24 protein-coding genes are annotated in these 14,767 nt (G+C 68.5%); 14 read left to right on the forward strand and 10 right to left on the reverse strand.

Translation table 11 applies throughout. The features are described from left to right. Nucleotides 1-34: 34 nt before the first annotated feature. From ACSIH6_RS21660 to ACSIH6_RS21725, 14 genes are all read left to right on the forward strand, one after another. Nucleotides 35-1,030 carry a hypothetical protein gene (locus ACSIH6_RS21660; RefSeq protein ID WP_435110133.1) on the forward strand — a complete coding sequence of 332 codons (996 nt, stop codon included), beginning with the start codon at nt 35-37 and terminating at the stop codon, nt 1,028-1,030. Continuing rightward, nucleotides 1,027-2,391: a replicative DNA helicase gene (locus ACSIH6_RS21665; protein WP_435110134.1), complete on the forward strand. Its 1,365-nt coding sequence runs from the start codon at nt 1,027-1,029 to the stop codon at nt 2,389-2,391. Before ACSIH6_RS21660 ends, ACSIH6_RS21665 begins: the two co-directional genes overlap by 4 nt. A 26-nt stretch (nt 2,392-2,417) precedes the next feature. Continuing rightward, nucleotides 2,418-3,710, forward strand: coding sequence for a DNA cytosine methyltransferase (locus tag ACSIH6_RS21670; protein WP_435110135.1), 1,293 nt, complete (start codon nt 2,418-2,420; stop codon nt 3,708-3,710). Between the two features lie 158 nt (nt 3,711-3,868). After that, nucleotides 3,869-4,096: a hypothetical protein gene (locus tag ACSIH6_RS21675; protein ID WP_435110136.1), complete on the forward strand. Its 228-nt coding sequence runs from the start codon at nt 3,869-3,871 to the stop codon at nt 4,094-4,096. Further along, complete coding sequence (locus ACSIH6_RS21680) at nt 4,096-4,296, forward strand: hypothetical protein (RefSeq protein ID WP_435110137.1); 201 nt, start codon at nt 4,096-4,098, stop codon at nt 4,294-4,296. The genes ACSIH6_RS21675 and ACSIH6_RS21680 overlap by 1 nt, the downstream gene beginning before the upstream one ends. Continuing rightward, on the forward strand, nt 4,296-4,550 hold the full coding sequence (locus ACSIH6_RS21685; RefSeq protein ID WP_435110138.1) for a hypothetical protein: 255 nt from the start codon (nt 4,296-4,298) through the stop codon (nt 4,548-4,550). The genes ACSIH6_RS21680 and ACSIH6_RS21685 overlap by 1 nt, the downstream gene beginning before the upstream one ends. Beyond that, nucleotides 4,550-5,059, forward strand: coding sequence for a single-stranded DNA-binding protein (locus ACSIH6_RS21690; protein ID WP_435110139.1), 510 nt, complete (start codon nt 4,550-4,552; stop codon nt 5,057-5,059). Before ACSIH6_RS21685 ends, ACSIH6_RS21690 begins: the two co-directional genes overlap by 1 nt. Then, entirely contained in the window at nt 5,059-5,241 is a 183-nt protein-coding gene (locus ACSIH6_RS21695; RefSeq protein WP_435110140.1) for a hypothetical protein, read from the forward strand. Before ACSIH6_RS21690 ends, ACSIH6_RS21695 begins: the two co-directional genes overlap by 1 nt. Before the next feature lie 52 nt (nt 5,242-5,293). Next, nucleotides 5,294-5,464, forward strand: coding sequence for a hypothetical protein (locus tag ACSIH6_RS21700; protein ID WP_435110141.1), 171 nt, complete (start codon nt 5,294-5,296; stop codon nt 5,462-5,464). Next, nucleotides 5,461-5,712: a hypothetical protein gene (locus ACSIH6_RS21705; RefSeq protein WP_435110142.1), complete on the forward strand. Its 252-nt coding sequence runs from the start codon at nt 5,461-5,463 to the stop codon at nt 5,710-5,712. The genes ACSIH6_RS21700 and ACSIH6_RS21705 overlap by 4 nt, the downstream gene beginning before the upstream one ends. Next, nucleotides 5,709-6,044, forward strand: coding sequence for a hypothetical protein (locus ACSIH6_RS21710; protein ID WP_435110143.1), 336 nt, complete (start codon nt 5,709-5,711; stop codon nt 6,042-6,044). The genes ACSIH6_RS21705 and ACSIH6_RS21710 overlap by 4 nt, the downstream gene beginning before the upstream one ends. After that, nucleotides 6,037-6,441, forward strand: coding sequence for a hypothetical protein (locus ACSIH6_RS21715; protein WP_435110144.1), 405 nt, complete (start codon nt 6,037-6,039; stop codon nt 6,439-6,441). The genes ACSIH6_RS21710 and ACSIH6_RS21715 overlap by 8 nt, the downstream gene beginning before the upstream one ends. A gap of 74 nt (nt 6,442-6,515) precedes the next feature. Beyond that, nucleotides 6,516-7,211: a phage minor head protein gene (locus ACSIH6_RS21720; RefSeq protein WP_435110145.1), complete on the forward strand. Its 696-nt coding sequence runs from the start codon at nt 6,516-6,518 to the stop codon at nt 7,209-7,211. Nucleotides 7,212-7,312: 101 nt separating this feature from the next. Beyond that, a complete protein-coding gene (locus ACSIH6_RS21725) occupies nt 7,313-8,167 on the forward strand; it encodes a hypothetical protein (protein WP_435110146.1) in 855 nt (284 codons plus the stop codon). A 48-nt stretch (nt 8,168-8,215) separates the two neighbouring features. On the opposite strand, the gene ACSIH6_RS21730 is transcribed toward ACSIH6_RS21725, so the two are convergent. The 10 genes from ACSIH6_RS21730 to ACSIH6_RS21775 form a co-directional block, all read right to left on the reverse strand. Continuing rightward, nucleotides 8,216-8,407 carry a hypothetical protein gene (locus ACSIH6_RS21730; protein ID WP_435110147.1) on the reverse strand — a complete coding sequence of 64 codons (192 nt, stop codon included), beginning with the start codon at nt 8,405-8,407 and terminating at the stop codon, nt 8,216-8,218. Next, a complete protein-coding gene (locus tag ACSIH6_RS21735) occupies nt 8,404-8,592 on the reverse strand; it encodes a hypothetical protein (protein WP_435110148.1) in 189 nt (62 codons plus the stop codon). The genes ACSIH6_RS21730 and ACSIH6_RS21735 overlap by 4 nt, the downstream gene beginning before the upstream one ends. 32 nt (nt 8,593-8,624) lie before the next feature. Then, nucleotides 8,625-9,512, reverse strand: a complete 888-nt coding sequence (locus ACSIH6_RS21740) for a peptidoglycan recognition protein family protein (RefSeq protein WP_435110149.1) — start codon at nt 9,510-9,512, stop codon at nt 8,625-8,627. A gap of 143 nt (nt 9,513-9,655) precedes the next feature. Then, complete coding sequence (locus tag ACSIH6_RS21745) at nt 9,656-9,928, reverse strand: putative phage holin (protein ID WP_435110150.1); 273 nt, start codon at nt 9,926-9,928, stop codon at nt 9,656-9,658. Between the two features lie 13 nt (nt 9,929-9,941). Next, nucleotides 9,942-10,163, reverse strand: coding sequence for a DUF7620 family protein (locus ACSIH6_RS21750; RefSeq protein ID WP_435110151.1), 222 nt, complete (start codon nt 10,161-10,163; stop codon nt 9,942-9,944). After that, entirely contained in the window at nt 10,160-10,456 is a 297-nt protein-coding gene (locus ACSIH6_RS21755) for a hypothetical protein (protein WP_435110152.1), read from the reverse strand. The genes ACSIH6_RS21750 and ACSIH6_RS21755 overlap by 4 nt, the downstream gene beginning before the upstream one ends. An 8-nt stretch (nt 10,457-10,464) precedes the next feature. Continuing rightward, nucleotides 10,465-10,614 carry a hypothetical protein gene (locus ACSIH6_RS21760; protein ID WP_435110153.1) on the reverse strand — a complete coding sequence of 50 codons (150 nt, stop codon included), beginning with the start codon at nt 10,612-10,614 and terminating at the stop codon, nt 10,465-10,467. A 7-nt stretch (nt 10,615-10,621) separates the two neighbouring features. Further along, entirely contained in the window at nt 10,622-12,502 is a 1,881-nt protein-coding gene (locus ACSIH6_RS21765; RefSeq protein WP_435110154.1) for a hypothetical protein, read from the reverse strand. Then, nucleotides 12,502-13,749 (reverse strand): phage tail family protein, encoded by a 1,248-nt coding sequence (locus tag ACSIH6_RS21770; protein ID WP_435110155.1) that lies wholly within the window; start codon nt 13,747-13,749, stop codon nt 12,502-12,504. Before ACSIH6_RS21770 ends, ACSIH6_RS21765 begins: the two co-directional genes overlap by 1 nt. Further along, the gene (locus tag ACSIH6_RS21775) at nt 13,746-14,759 is read right to left on the reverse strand and encodes a hypothetical protein (protein WP_435110156.1); all 1,014 of its coding nucleotides are present in this window, start codon (nt 14,757-14,759) and stop codon (nt 13,746-13,748) included. Before ACSIH6_RS21775 ends, ACSIH6_RS21770 begins: the two co-directional genes overlap by 4 nt. Nucleotides 14,760-14,767 lie beyond the last annotated feature (8 nt).

The raw sequence follows: 14,767 nt of genomic DNA on the forward strand, positions 1-14,767 counted from the left end.
CTAACCACCGGGGGACCACATGGGGGTGCGCCTGATGGTCGAGGTCTTCGACCACTGGAGCGACTTCGGGCTGACGTCCGGCGAACGCAGCGACCTGCTCGTCATCGCTGAGAACGCCAACGACCAGAGCCGCGAGACGTTCGGCAGCATTCATGCGCCGTACGTCCTCCACCGTGCGGGCGGCAAGTCCCCGGCCGCTTGGAAGAACACCATCGGCAAGTTGATGAAGAAGCACGCCCTGGAGTACGCCGTCGAGGGTGGTCGGGAGGTGCGGGGTCATCCCGGACAGACGGCTCGGTATCGGATCCCGCACCTGTGCCCGATGCGCGCCCACGACGGCCTGTGGGGGCAGTGCAAGAGGGACGAAGAATGGGTCACTCCTCAGGTGACCCATTCAGAAGAAGAGGGTCACCTCTCAGATGACCCATTCGACGGAATGGGTCACCTGAGAGATGCGGAATGGGTCACCTCTCAGGTGACCCCTACCCCTCCTACCCCTCCTACTACTTCCGCTGAAGCGGAAGCAGGCGACGACGGGGCCATCCCCGGCATGGACGTCAAGCCGAAGAAGAAGCCGAAGCCTAAGAAGCCGCCCCAGCCCCCGACGGCTGAGCTCATCGAAGCCCGCAAGATCACCGATGGCTACTTCAAGAAGTACGGCGTCGGCTCCAGCCAGACCAAGGTGTCCGTCCGCAAGATCGTCGAGACGACCCTGACCAACGGCACCGACCGCGACACCGTCGCGTGGGCCATGGACTCCATCGGCCGCACCGGTAAGTCCGTCACCTCCTGGAGGCTCACTGACGCCATCGCGGATGTCCGCGCCAAGCGCGGCGACATCCCCGGCTCCATGGCGTCTCGCCGTACCGCTGCCGAGTGCTCCGAGCACGCTCTGCCGCTGCCGTGCTCCTCGTGCCGCGGTGACATCCGCGCCGGAGACGACGAAGTCCCCCGGCGTCTGCTCGCTGAGCACGGCCCCGAGGTTCGTTGGGACCTCGCTGAACAACTCACTAAGGGAGAAGCCGCGTGACGGTTCATGACATCACCCCCCGCATCCCCACCGATGACGACACCCCGCCGCATGACGTCGGCGCGGAGCAGATCGTCCTCGGTGCCGCGATGCTCGACTCGCGGGTGCTGCGCGACCTCGGGGACATCATCACCCCGATGGACTTCTACCGGCCTGCGCACCAGATCATCCTGGAGACCGTGATGGGCATGGCGGACCTCGGTCTGCCCATCGAGCCGGTGGCGGTGCACCGGGAGCTCGTCAAGCGCAAGCAGGACGCCGTCATCGGCGGCGCCCCATACCTGCACACGCTCACGGAGAAGGTGCCCACCGTCGCGAACGCGACCTGGTACGCGAAGGTCGTTGCCGACCTTGCGTTCCAGCGGCGCCTGATCGAAGCGGGCACACGGATCGCTCAGATCGGCCGCGAAGGCGAAGGTGAACCGATGGTCCTCGCGGAGGTCGCCGACGAGACGTTGCGCGCCGCGGTGTCCGCCGGAGCCACGGGCGAGCCGGACACTCACCTGCTCGGGGACGACGCGGAGTTCCTGGACGCCCTGGAGAAGCCGCTGTCGACGGAGAGCATGGTGCCCGTCGCCTACGCCGACCTCGCGGAGAAGCTCGGCGGCGGACTGAAGCCCGGACAGCTCATCTGTGTGGCGGGGCGGACCGGCGGCGGTAAGTCCGTGGTGGGCCTGGACATGGCCCGGCACGCGGGCATCCGCCACAGGATGCCGGTGCTGTACATCAGCCTGGAGATGCCCACGGACCAGATCCGTGAGCGCATCTACGCCGCGGAGGCGAAGGTGTCGATCTCCCACATCACCGGCCACGAGATGACCGATGACGACTGGGAGCGGATCGCGAAGGTGCGCCCGGCGGTGACTGCGGCGCCGATCTGGGTGGCGGCTCCGGCCCAGTGCACGCTGACCATGGTCCGCCAGCGGCTCCAGGCGATGGGCCGCAAGGGCTACCCGCCGCGGCTGCTGGTGGTGGACCACGTCGGCCTGATGTCGTCGTCAGGTCGGACGGAGTCCAGGTACACGGAGGTGTCGGCCTACGCGCGGGGTCTGAAGCTGATCGCGATGGAGTTCAAGATCCCCGTGGTGATGCTGTGCCAGGTGAACCGGGCGGTGTCCTCGCGTGCAGACGCGATTCCGCGGATCAGCGACTTGCGGGACTCGGGGGAGTTGGAGCAGTCCTCGGACGTCGTGATCATGGTGCACCGCCTGGACTACGAGCTCGCCGACAAGGAGACCGGGGCGACGAGGGCGGGCGAGGCGGATCTGTACATCGCGAAAAACCGGTCCGGTCCGACAGCGGTGGTGACGCTGTCGTCGCAGTTGCACTACGCACGGTTCGCCGACATGGCGCAGGCATAATCCCCCCTCTTTGGAAGGACCTTGTCGTGATCACCCTGTCTGACTTCTTCTGCGGCGCTGGCGGCTCCTCCACAGGAGCGATCCAGGTGCCCGGCGTGACCGTGCGCCTGGCCGCGAACCACTGGCAGCTCGCCGTGGACACCCACCAGGCCAACCACCAGGACGCGTTGCACGACACAGCGGACCTGTCCCAGGTCGACCCGCGCCGCTACCCGACCACGGACATCGCGTGGTTGTCGCCCTCGTGCACCAACCACAGCATCGCCAAGGGCGTCGCCCGGTCGTTGCAGCAGCCCGACCTGTTCGGGGAGACCCTGCCCGATCAGGCCGCCGAACGGTCCCGCGCCACCATGTGGGACGTCATCCGGTTCGCCGAACACCACCGGTACCGGGCGATCGTCGTGGAGAACGTCGTCGACGCCCGCGAATGGGTGCTCTGGCCTGCGTGGTCGACGGCGCTGTCCACGCTCGGCTACGACTTCAAGGTCGTCAGCCTGAACAGCATGCACGCCCAAGCGCTCGGGGCGGGCGCACCCCAGTCCCGGGACCGCCTGTACGTGGTGGCGTGGCGCCGCGGTGAGCGTGCTCCCGAGCTGGATCGGTGGACGCGCCCGACCGCGACCTGCCCCACCCACGGGACCGTCAGCGCGATCCAGGCGTGGAAGAACCCGGCGAAGAAGGTCGGCAAGTACCGGACCCAGTACGTGTGGCGGTGCCCCCAGGTGGAGTGCCGCAACACCGTCGTCGAGCCCGCGGTGCGTCCGGCGTCGGACGCGATCGACTGGGACCTGCCCGCGCAGCGCATCGGCGACCGCGCGAAGCCGCTCGCTGAGAAGACCATGAAGCGCATCCGTGACGGGTTCGCCGCCTACGCCCGCCCGCTCCTTGTCCCTGCCGGTGGGACGTGGAACGACACCGCGTACCCGGTGGACCACCCGATGCGCACTCGGACGACCCGGGAGACCGAGGGCGTGGCGTTCCCAGATCTGATCGCCCCGTACTACGGCACCTCGCAGGCGCGTCCGGCGTCGGAGCCTCTGCCGACGGTGACGACGGTGGAGCGTCACGCGCTGCTGCGAGGCGGTGAGGTCTCCGGCGTGGAGGACGTCAGGTTCCGGATGCTCGCCGTACACGAATACGCCGCGGCGATGGCGTTCCCGTCGGACTACGTGATCCTCGGGACGAAGCGCGAGCGTGTGCGCATGGCTGGGAACGCTGTGACGCCGAACGCTGCCCGGGATCTGGTGGCGGCGGTAGTGGAGGCGTTGACGGGTGAGCAGGTCGACCGTGCGGCGCCTGCGGTTGAGGCTGCGGCGTGAACGTGGTGCGCCCCGCCAGTCCTTACCTGGCGGGGCACTCCCTGAGTATCCCATACGCGCCTGAGGTGGACGCTGACGGCCTTCCGGGCTTGTCGGCACCCCGAGTCACACTCAAGTTTGTTGAGCGCCCTACGCGCATTACAGCCCCGGGAGGGGACATGTCAGACCAGACCCGCACCAAATGGCTCACCGCGAAGCTCCTCCAAGACGCCGCCGACAAGGCGCGCACCGAGACGGACCCCCGCTGGCATGCAGTCGCCGACCACCTCGACGTCGTCGCGAACAACATGGCGTGGCTTGCGCCCTTCCACGACCACGAGCCCGGGTCCCCGATATGGGCCAGCGCCGAAGCGGCCGCCCGCGCGCTGGTCGGGGAGGGGGAGTGATGGACGCGCTGCCCCGCGTGGAGACCGGCGGCCTCGTGCACGCCGTCGCCCCCGCCCGCGAGGACCCCGACCACGGGTGGGCCACCCGGCACACCCGCACCGTCTGCCGGACCCGGATCGACACCGCCTGGCCGCCGCTGCCCGCGACGACTGCTGTGACCTGCCCGCGCTGCCAACGGGCCAACACCAAGGAGAACTGATGGCCACCCACACCCGTGTCCACACCAACATCACCCACGCGAACCCGCACCTGCGGTGCGACGAGTGCGGGGCAGCTGTGACCGGCTGGCACAACCCCGACCCCTGCGGGTGCGACACCACCTTCTGGAACGTCCCCTGCGGATGTGTCCGCGCTGACGCCACCAACACCTGCCCGTCCTGGTCGCCCATCGACGGGTGCCTGTGCCCCGAAGTGCTCGGGGCGCCCTCCCACGAGATCGTCAAGGAGTCCTAATGGCTGGAGACACCACCATCACGCTCGTCGGCAACCTGGTCGACGACCCTGAACTGCGCTTCACCCCGTCGGGTGCGGCGGTCGCCAACTTCCGTGTGGCCTCAACCCCGCGCACCTTCGACCGCGCGTCGGGGGAGTGGAAGGACGGCGAGTCCATGTTCCTCACCTGCACCGTGTGGCGGCAGTACGCGGAGAACGTCGCCGAGAGCCTTCAGCGCGGTATGCGGGTGATCGTGCAGGGCCGGTTGAAGCAGCGCTCGTACGAGACCCGTGAGGGTGAGAAGCGCACCGTGTTCGAGGTAGACGTCGACGAGGTGGGTCCGGCGCTCAGGTCCGCGACGGCGAAGGTCACCAAGGCTGCGAAGCAGTCCGGCGGCGGTTTTAGTGGTGGCCAGCCGCAGCAGTCCTACGGACAGCAGGGCGGCGGGTTCTCCGGCGGGCAGCAGCAGCCCGACCCGTGGGGGCAGGGCGGGCAGCCCGGGTTCAGCAGCGAGGAGCCTCCGTTCTGATGCACAACGTCACTGAGATCCGCATCCACCACGTCACCGAAGGCGACTTCGTGTCCATCGACAGCTCGTGGATGAACGCGTCCGACCACGAGTACGTCGCTGAGGTCGCGAAGAAGCTCACCGAGTGCGCCGAGAAGCTGCGTCGCCTCCACGAAGAAGAAGCCGAGTGGGCAGACCTGTAGCCCAACCCCCGGGGTGCCCGTCACGCGGCGGGCACCCACCCAAGGAGGACACATGACCGACCCGCAGTCCACCCCCAAGAGCCGCGCCTACGACGCCGTGTACGCCTACATCACCCAGCTCGGCGACCGTCTGCCGCCCGACGAGGTGCACCGCAACGCGATGATCTGGCGGGGCGTAGAGGCCGCGCTGAACGCAGCGAACCCCGCAGAGGAGGACCAGTGAGCATCTACGGCACCATCCACTCCATCGACGACCCCATCACCTACTACGGGTCGCACGTCCACCCCTACGAGGACCACCCCCGAGATGGCAACGTCGACGTCGCGATCATCCCCGACCACATCGAGGACCATGACGACCTCACCCGCCTGTCCGTGCTCGACGCATCGGGCGGGAACGCATGCGTGCTCCTCACGAGGGAGCAGGCGAGGGAGTTGGGGCGCGCACTCATAGGAGAGGAGGACCGGTGAAGCCCGCGCCCTGGAGGACCGGAAGGAAGCTCGGACGCACCCTCTACGAGAGGAAGTACACCGACCACACCAGCGACGACGACCGGTTCGTCGGGATCATGGACAGCCGCGCGGACGCACAGCGGGTCGTGGACGCGGTGAACGCCGTGGCGCGCATCCGGGAGATCCACAAGCCCGACCTGAGCTCACGTAGCGGCTGGAACCCCGACGACGATGACACCCCCGGCGCCTATGGGCAGATCGAGCGTGCTTGCCAGGAGTGCGGTTCGCAGGACATGGCTGTCCGCTGGCCCTGCCCGACCATCCGCGCATTGGGGGGCGACAATGCCTGACCCAGCGACCGCCCTGACCCGCCACGACGAGGACCACGGTCGCTACACCGACCGGCCAAGCCTCACCGATCAGCTGGCCGCCGCGTTCACGGGCGCGCTCACGGAACTGTTCGACGTGCACCCCGGACACTCCTGCACCGGCGACATCCGCCATCTCGAAGACGACGCGAAGGTGCTCGCAAAGATCGCGGAGGGCATCGTCGGGCAGCGGGTGCGACACCTCGAAGCCGAGATCGACCGCCTCCGTGCCTACCTCGCCTACGCCACCCACTGGGACGTGTGCGGCACCGAGGTGTACCCGCAAGGCGACGCCTGGATGTGCAAGGGCACGGAACTGGAGGAGTTCGACGACCCCGGCACCGCGCTCGCGAGGGCGCGGCAGCTCGCCGGGCTGTGACCTGCCGCCGTCGCATGTCATGGAGGCATGCGGCGGCGGTTTACCATGCCCGTAACGCATAACAGGAGGTCGCTGTGACCGTCGCCCCCGAGGCCCCCACCGCCACGCCCGCTCAGCAGCTCGACCAAGCAGAGGCGCAGGCGTCCGAGGAGATCCAGGCGATCATCACCGCCGCCGTAGCCGCCGGCCTGTCCGGGGCGGTGATCCTCGCGGCCCTCGCGCCGCTCACGGGGGCTGTGTCGCGTGCGGCACAGGCGGGGTGGACGGTCGGGTCGCAGATCGTCCTCAACGGCGCACGAGGACAGCGTGCGCGTGGTGGTGCGTTCATCCCTGAGCCGCTGCCCACCAGCGTCGAGGCGGACGTGTACGCGGTCGTGGAGGACGTGGCACGGCGCATCGACGCGGCGGCCACGGGGCGGACGCTGGAGGCCGCTGGCGGGCGTGCCCCTGTGACGGTGGCGTCTCCCGCTGTGGAGTTGGCCCGGTTCCGTCGTCGGATGGTGCGCCTCGCGACCACGAAGATCCACCAGAGCGCATCCGCGGCGACGTTCTCGTTCGCCCGCTGGCTCGATCTCGACTTGGAGTGGGTCACCCGCCGCGACGGGAAGGCGTGCGCGATATGCGCGGCGATGAACGGCAAGCGCGTTCCGGCGGGGGAGAAGTTCGCGAACCCGCACGGCCCCGGCATCCCGAGGCGGCTGTGGGCCGGGTTCCAGGGGTTGCCGCCAACTCACCCATCGTGTCGATGCCGAGTCATCGTCCGCGCATGAGGAGAGGGCCCGCCATCCCCCGATGCGGACCCCCCATTCCCCCGTAGAAGTACGAAGCGGACTTCCACTGGCAGCACGATACGCCTACCAGGGGAGTGTCCATGACAAGTCTGCTCTGCCGCCTCTGCGAAGCCGAAGTCGACCACGGCACCGTGTGCGCCCCGTGTGTCGGGGCGTTGGCCGCTGACCTGCGGGCATGCTGGCCCACCGGGGACCTGCACGGGCTGGACGTGGACCTGGACATCACCATCGCGAAGATGGACGTGTTCCCCCGCAGTGGCGGAGGCGGCAAACCCACGGAAGCCCCCCTCCCGATCCGCGATGATGCCTCCGACGTGCGCCGCGCCTTCCACAACCTTCTCGCCGGGTGGTGCCGGGTCATCCTCGATGGGCTCCCCGAGGTCTACGGGCCGACCTGCCGCCAGTGCGCCCACCGCTCTTGCCGGGCCATCCGGGCCGCGCGGACCCCGGCCGACACCATCGCGGACATGGCCCGCTACCTCCACTCCCAGACCACGACCATCCGTGTCTCTGAGTGGGGCGACGAGTGCGTCACCGAGATCCGCGACGCCGTATGGCAGGCGCGGCGCACGGTGGACCGGCCCGCGGAACGCATCTACGCCGGGCCGTGCCCGAAGTGCGAGGCTCCCGTGTACGGGGTGGCCGATCGCGACCGGGCGTGGTGCCGCCGAGAGGACTGCGACGGCGTCGTAGAGGACCCTCAAGCGCGCCGTGAAGCCGCCGTCCGGGAAGCTGTAGCCGCAGCCCCCGAAAGGACCGTGACCGCCGCTGAAGCCGCTATGGCGTCGCGTGCGCTCGGTAAGCCCGTCACGGACAGGGCGGTGCGGAAGATGGCAGCGGAAGGACGCATCACACCCGTGAGCCCAAAGCGGCCGGCGCGGTACCTGCTCGGAGACATCCTCGCCGTCCTCGACAAGAAGACACGGGTGGCATGACGAAAAGCCCCCGCCCGGCCAAAGGCCAGACGGGGGCAGAGAGCGGAGTCAGGACTGGCCGACTTCCGGCCGGTGGGTGTGCGGGGCCAGGTACCCGGCCGCGAACGTGACCACCAGCGACACGACGCCGATGACGACGGCCTCCACGGAGGACACGTCCACGTCGGGCAAGAACCCCGCCACGAGCGGGGTAAGGACGCTGGCGATGGCCGCGATGACGACCTTAGCTTCGAGCTTCATGCGGTGTCTTCCTGTTCTCGGAGTTCGCGCCCGTCAAGGCTGCTGTGGGTAATGACCCAGCCCACCGACCCGTCCGGGCGCTTGATTGGCTTGGTGGTGGGACCGCAGACGCACGTGGCGTCGTTGGTGCTCCAGTCGTGTTCGATGAGGTCGTTGTTCGGGACGACGTGCAGGGTGTCGGCCATGGGTTACAGCCAGGACCAGCCGGACGAGGTCATCAGCGGAACAGCTCCTTCCAGGTCACAGGGCCGACGAGCCCATCGACGGTGACGCCCGCACGCTCCTGGAACGCGATCACCTTCGCCCGGGTCTTGGGGCCGTACCTGCCGTCCTTCTTCGCGCCGACCGCGCCCTGGATGTCCTCGATGTGAGGACGGTCCGCAGCCCAGTACCCGGAGTGGTTACGCGAGTCCGAAGACTCCACACCGAACCAGTGCCCCCGGGGGAGCGGGAACTTCTTCCCCGACGGCCGGGGCGCGGGCTTGGACGCCAGCCCCATGTGGCCGAGCGTCTCCGGCCCGGCGATGCCGTCCACGCCCAGGCCGTGCTTGGCCTGGTAGGCGCGCACCGCCTTCTCCGTGACGGGTCCGAAGTACTCGTCGTCCTTCACGCCGAGCTTGCGCTGGAGAGCGCCGATCTCCGGCCCGTACTCGTAGGGCTCCAGGAGCCCGTCGCGGTCCTCACGTCGGTACACGGGGTCCGGGTCAGGGGCGCTACCGCCGCCGGACACGTCCCGGTAGTTCTTGGACTTCCACCAGCCGTAGTTCTTCGTCCCCGGGCAGGACGTGGAGTTAATGTCCTTGTGGCCCTTGCGGTCCAGGGTGCGCCCGGCGCGGCGGCACGCCTCGTCGTAAAGAGCGATGACGGTTCGCTTCGCCGCGGCGGTCATGGTGTCGCCGCCGATGTAGCAGATGCCGATGCCCTGCACGTTGCGCGGTGCGGCGTGCGCGCCGAGCACGGTCCAGCCGCGGCCCTCGTAGGCGCGGCCGTCCTCGTCCACGAGGAAGTTGTATCCGACGTCGGCCCAGCCGCGGGAGTTCATGTGGAACGCCTGGATCTGGCGAGGGGTCTGCGACTCCGGGCCAGTCGAGTAGTGCAGGGTCACCTCAACCCGAGACGACCAGGACACGTAGGAGCGAGAGCGTGGGGCACGGGCACCCCACTTAGACCTGCTGATGATGGAAACCATGGGCCCTCCTGGGCATGAAAAAACCCCGGCGCACCGGGGTGAATGTGAACAAATCGGGCCTAGCGCTTCGCGCGGTGCTTCCCCTGCTGCGCACGCCGGTGCAGCAGCCACGCCCACCCGATCGCGACGAACGCAGCCGCGAACACCACGAAGCGGGCGACGCTGTGACCAGGGAACTCCCCGAACCAGTTGCGGGCAGCGACCAGAGTCAGTACCAGCGCGAGCGACACCAACACCGTCATCACCAGGCGTCCGCCCGGGTGGACCCACCAACGCCAGCGGCTGTAGTCGATGGCGAACAGCCACAGCAGCAGGGCGGCGAGTGTGGCCATCACTGTGCCCACCTCATACATCCGTCTCCCCCCTCAGGGCGGCCCACACGAGCGGGCCGAAGTTGTTCTGCTCGCGCTGGCGCTTGAGGCGCCGGGAGATGTCACGCACCTCCTCGTCGCGGGCGCGAGCCTCAGCTACTCCTTGGTCGGAGCGCTGGCGGATCTGGGTGATCTCCTCGTCAGTGATCGGGAGCGGAGCGAAGCGGCGAAGGACGCGGTTGAGCCACGACTTCATGCGTCCTCCCCCGGGCCGTGTGAGGCGACCTTGCGGATCTCCTCCAGGGCGTGCGCGGTGGTGCGTCCGGATTCCAGTAGTGAGGTGATCTGGTCGGCTTGTTTGCAGTTGCGTTGCTGCTCCGACGCGACCACCTCCTTGAGTTCGGCTATGCGTTCATCGCGTGCCTGGAGGAGTTTGTCGACCGTCCCGGAGGGGACGAGACGGCCGGTCCAGATGAGTAGTAGTCCGGTGGCTACGAGTCCGCCTAGGCCGACGTCTAGGAGCGGTGCGAGGTCAGCCAGAGGCGGCACAGGGCCTCCTACACGTCGAGGTCGGGGGGCGGGTACTCGTCACCCTCGCCGGGTGGGGTGTCGGGGGTGGGCTCGGGCAGGGAAGGGCCGGGGTCTGGCGGCGGTTCGGGCATGGGGGTGATGGGCAGCGGCTCGACCGGGTCGGTGGACTCGGACATGGGTCTCCTAGGTGAGTGGTTCGACGACGATGCTGTTTTCGAAGGACGTGTGGAAGAAAGCGGTCACGGCGCTACCGGGGGCGATCCTCCACACCGGGGTGAGCGTGTAGTCGGCGTTGCCGACCAGGTTCAGGTAGATGGTCCGCGAGTAGTGGCGGAGGTTGACCGACCCTGTTCCGGGTGATTCGGCTTGCCACACACGGCGTGGGTCTGCGGGCACGGTGGATCCGCCGGAGAGACGGAAGCCCAGTCGGAGGGTGGCTGTGTCGGTGGCGTTGTTGTATCCGGCGGCGGTGATGGTGATGCGTGCCTTGCCTGACCAGCCGGTTTTGAAGTCGATTGGAGGGAATTCGCCAGCGGTGAAGTCGATGTAGCTGCCCGTCGTCTCGAAGGACGGGTTCGCCACCAGGTCTGAGCGGACTGGTTCATGCCGAGGCGCGAGGATGCTGTGCGTGTCCGCGAGCTCCACCACACCGTCAGCGGTGTCCCATACCTCGGTGTCCATGTTGTACTGCTGCTGGAACAGGTGCCGCGCACCCGAATACCCCACGCGGGTGTGCGCCCGGTCGGGGCGTGCCCCTTCCAGGTGCAGCATGGACCTCAGTCCGCGCTCAGGGCCGGTCCCCGACCCCCACACTGGGGACTGGACGGAGATCGCTGCGATGTCGTCGCCGTACCGCTGCGCGAAAATGTGCCCGCTTCCCTGCGCGTCGTCGGGGTCGACGGCGGGGGGCGCGGTCATCAGGATGGATGCGTGGTCCGGCAGGGCTCGGATCAGCACCTCGCTGCCGTCACCGGACGACCATCGGGTACGTGCCTCGCCAGGGAAAACGTTCTGCTCGGTCCACGGCTGCGTGGCGTCGCCGGACGCGGATTGCAGGCTGAGGGCGACCTGAGCTGCGAGGGCGACCATGCCACCCACGGGTGTGCCTGCGGTGGATGGGTCGGCCCACGCAGTGACCTCAGCTTGTCCGCTGCTTGCTGACAGCTGCGCTCGAGTGCCGCTCGCGGAGGTGACGCGCGCCTGCACGACCCCGGCGTCCTCCTGGATTTCTCCGTGTGCGCTGGGTGCGGTGCCGATGGTCATCCGGCTACCGCTGATCTGGGACGCGACGATGTCGCCGGAGAAGACAGCGTTGCCGGTGGCGTCGACAGCGAATACCAGCTCGTTGGCCGTGTTGTAGCCGCGTAGTCCGTCCTGGTCCATCTCCACCCGGGCCGCGCCGGGGATGCCCGCGATGATCGTGGACGCGAGCGCGAGGACCGCTTCGAGCTTGTCGGCCTCCACCGCGCCAGCGGCGATCGTGGCAGCGGTGACGGACCCTGCGGTCAGGTCGGGGCCGTCCACCTGGAGGGGTGTCGCCGCCACCTCCGAGCTGGGGACGCCCTGCACACCGCCCGTGGTGACGGGCACGAGGACCACGTAGTGCCCCACATACGGGAGCGGGAGCACGGGGAGCATGCCGCCCTCACCCGCGCGGCGGATCCCGCCCTGGTAGGTTGCGGCGGACGGGGTGAAGCCCGCGCTGGTGGACACGTGCACGGCCATGTGGTCGAAGTCCACCGGGATCGCCACGTCACCGGACAAGGTGCCGTCCCACGTCACCCGTAGCCCACCCAGCGACGGGGTCACCGACGGAGCTGACGGGGCCGACACCGGGTCGCCGCCCTCGGTCACCTCACCCACAGCGCCGTCGATCCACCCCCACCGGCGGCGGATGTTGCCGTTCTCGTCGCGCACCTCCAGGGCCTGCCCCTCCTCCAAGGAAGAGTGAGCGAGCTGCGGGGCACGCTGCGACCGCTTCAGCGACGCGATCTCCCGCCGCTGCGACGCCATCTCACGGACCAGCGCATTCACGACCGCACGCGTCTGCGGATTCAGCGCCATCACGAACCTCCGTACACGAAACGGTCCGAGCGGGAGCACCGGATGGTGACCTCACCGGACGTAGGGGAGTAGTCGAACCCGGTGATGCGCACCCACAAACGGGTGGGCTGCCACCCCCGGCGGGTCTGCACAAGCACGTCATCGCCCACATCGAACGACCCGATGCGGGCGTTGGGGTGGTCGCGGATCGTGAAGCTGGTGATGTCCACCAGGTGCACCGACCTGCGCAACTCGTCGCCCGCTTCGGCTTTCAGCGCGGCGGCGTTGGTGATCTCGGGGCGGTCCGCGACCGTGGCACGTCGCAGCCGCACACCATCCCGTTGGGACACGGTCTGCCGGAGCTTCTTCGACCCTTCGCCCGCCCCGTACCCGTACACGGCGTTGAAGTAGTCGTCGCCGGACCGGGACACAGGCACGAGCTCGGTGACGTTCTCGCCCTCCACGAACCGCAAGTTGGACTGGCGGCGGCCCAGCCGCGGATACCCCAGCTGGAGTTCCATGACCACGGCCTCCTTGGAGGCGTCCGCCCACCGGTACGACTCACGCCAGTCAAACGGGGTCTGCCGGGCGAGTTCTTCGATGTGGCGGCCGATCTCGATGCCGTCCCACCACGGCAGCTGGTACTGCCAGTACACGGTTTTGCCCTGCGCCGCGATGGGCTTCTTGTCCTTCTTGGGGTCCCATACCTTGTCGATCGGTACGGGGGACGTCGCGACGGCTTTCGGGTCGTCTCCGAGGCTGCCGTCTGTGTCCAGGGCGCGGGTGTTGTGCCACTCGCCGAGCCGGTAGGGGCTGGTGGTGGCGGTGATGGTCACGCCGAGGTTGCCGTCCGGTTGGGCTTGGAGGTGCTCCCACAGGGCGCGCACCACATCGAGCGGATCCACCCCGTACCCCGACGTGCCTGCGGTTTTTCCGCCCCACGTCAGAGTCTCGGTGAGGGGCTGCCCGGCCGGGTAGCGGGTGAAGCCGTCCACGGTCAAAGTCAGCTTGGAGCCGACGATGGCGGTGTCAGTGACGATGCCGCCGCCCCGCAGCTGATTGGAGGCCTCCGCGACGATGATGGTGCCCCACTCCGCGAGGAGGAGTTCACCGTCCTCTGCGTACAGGTCGGCGTACTCGGGGTCGATGGTCGCGGTGATCCGGTACGGGCCCGACAGCGACGGAGATGTGCGTACATCGGACAGGGGGAGTTGGCGGTGCAGCCACTCGCCTGTGGTGGCGCGCATCGCGTAGTACCGCCACGTCACGGCGCCGCCTCGGGTGCGGCGACCTCTAGGAATTCGAGGTCGCAGCTGAAGTTCGACCATCCGTCCGCGCGCAGGAAGATGATCCTGTCCGCGTCACTCTTGGCGTACATGCGCAGCTGCACGGTGGTGCCGCGCATCTCCTCGGGGATGTCGACCTGCGCAGCGAGACCGATCGAGCACCTGTAGCCGTTGGTCGCGGTGGTGGGGTTGAAGTTGTACTCGGTGTGCGGAGTGAGGATGTTGTTCGGAGCCCCGCCGATCAGCCCCACGCGCACCTGCCCGCGCGCGTCGTAGTTACCGCCCGTCCCGTCCATGGGGGCGGGGTACCACACGTTCGACCACTGCGCGAGGACCTGCACCTGAGTAGCCCAGGCGGGGATGTCCACCGTCCAGTCATGCTGGGGCCACCGCTCGAAGTCCGCCGTGTAGTCAGCGGAGTCGTCGCGGCCGTCCTCCTGGCCGCCGCCGCGCATCACCCGCAGCTCGCGCTGCCGGTTGGGGTTCGCCACCTGGCGGACGTCCACGATCATGTCCTGGGTGATGGTGGCTGTGGACACTGGGATGTCGATGCGGGCGAGCGCTACCCCCGTCGTCCCAGCGGGCACCTCGGTGGTGTCGGGGGCGACACCTTCGATGACGCGGAAGTAGTAAATCTTGTCCGTGGCGGGGTCATGCGTCCACGGGGTGCCGTCGATGTTGGGATCTTCCACGCGGAGGATGAGTAGGTCTGACCGGCCGCCCCCGGCGTCCGTTGGGGAGACGGGGACTTCTTCCTCGCCGATGTTGAACGCGTAGTAGGAGCCTTGGAAGACTGCTTCCTTTCCGAGGGCGACTGCTGCCCCGGCTCCGACGCGCACTGATGTGCCCGGGACTGCGAGCTCCCGTACTTCCATGTCGGGTGCTTCCACGATGCCGTTTCCGGACCGGGTGGCTGACGTCAGCATCAGCCGGGCGATCTGCGGCGACGATCCGGCGCCCGCGACCGCCCACGAGTCCAGCTGCAAAGTCACAGGTGCTC

This window comes from Nocardiopsis synnemataformans (assembly GCF_965343085.1).
GTDB classification, from domain to species: Bacteria; Actinomycetota; Actinomycetes; order Streptosporangiales; family Streptosporangiaceae; genus Nocardiopsis; species Nocardiopsis alborubida.

What these genes read in the sequence shown, in the direction of transcription:
- ACSIH6_RS21660 (WP_435110133.1), top strand. Translation starts at nt 35, where the DNA reads ATGGTCGAGGTCTTCGACCACTGGAGCGACTTCGGGCTGACGTCCGGC.
- ACSIH6_RS21675 (WP_435110136.1), top strand. Translation starts at nt 3,869, where the DNA reads ATGTCAGACCAGACCCGCACCAAATGGCTCACCGCGAAGCTCCTCCAA.
- ACSIH6_RS21680 (WP_435110137.1), top strand. Translation starts at nt 4,096, where the DNA reads ATGGACGCGCTGCCCCGCGTGGAGACCGGCGGCCTCGTGCACGCCGTC.
- ACSIH6_RS21685 (WP_435110138.1), top strand. Translation starts at nt 4,296, where the DNA reads ATGGCCACCCACACCCGTGTCCACACCAACATCACCCACGCGAACCCG.
- ACSIH6_RS21690 (WP_435110139.1), top strand. Translation starts at nt 4,550, where the DNA reads ATGGCTGGAGACACCACCATCACGCTCGTCGGCAACCTGGTCGACGAC.
- ACSIH6_RS21695 (WP_435110140.1), top strand. Translation starts at nt 5,059, where the DNA reads ATGCACAACGTCACTGAGATCCGCATCCACCACGTCACCGAAGGCGAC.
- ACSIH6_RS21700 (WP_435110141.1), top strand. Translation starts at nt 5,294, where the DNA reads ATGACCGACCCGCAGTCCACCCCCAAGAGCCGCGCCTACGACGCCGTG.
- ACSIH6_RS21715 (WP_435110144.1), top strand. Translation starts at nt 6,037, where the DNA reads ATGCCTGACCCAGCGACCGCCCTGACCCGCCACGACGAGGACCACGGT.
- ACSIH6_RS21725 (WP_435110146.1), top strand. Translation starts at nt 7,313, where the DNA reads ATGACAAGTCTGCTCTGCCGCCTCTGCGAAGCCGAAGTCGACCACGGC.
- ACSIH6_RS21730 (WP_435110147.1), bottom strand. Translation starts at nt 8,407, where the DNA reads ATGAAGCTCGAAGCTAAGGTCGTCATCGCGGCCATCGCCAGCGTCCTT.
- ACSIH6_RS21735 (WP_435110148.1), bottom strand. Translation starts at nt 8,592, where the DNA reads ATGGCCGACACCCTGCACGTCGTCCCGAACAACGACCTCATCGAACAC.
- ACSIH6_RS21745 (WP_435110150.1), bottom strand. Translation starts at nt 9,928, where the DNA reads ATGGCCACACTCGCCGCCCTGCTGCTGTGGCTGTTCGCCATCGACTAC.
- ACSIH6_RS21750 (WP_435110151.1), bottom strand. Translation starts at nt 10,163, where the DNA reads ATGAAGTCGTGGCTCAACCGCGTCCTTCGCCGCTTCGCTCCGCTCCCG.
- ACSIH6_RS21760 (WP_435110153.1), bottom strand. Translation starts at nt 10,614, where the DNA reads ATGTCCGAGTCCACCGACCCGGTCGAGCCGCTGCCCATCACCCCCATG.
- ACSIH6_RS21765 (WP_435110154.1), bottom strand. Translation starts at nt 12,502, where the DNA reads ATGGCGCTGAATCCGCAGACGCGTGCGGTCGTGAATGCGCTGGTCCGT.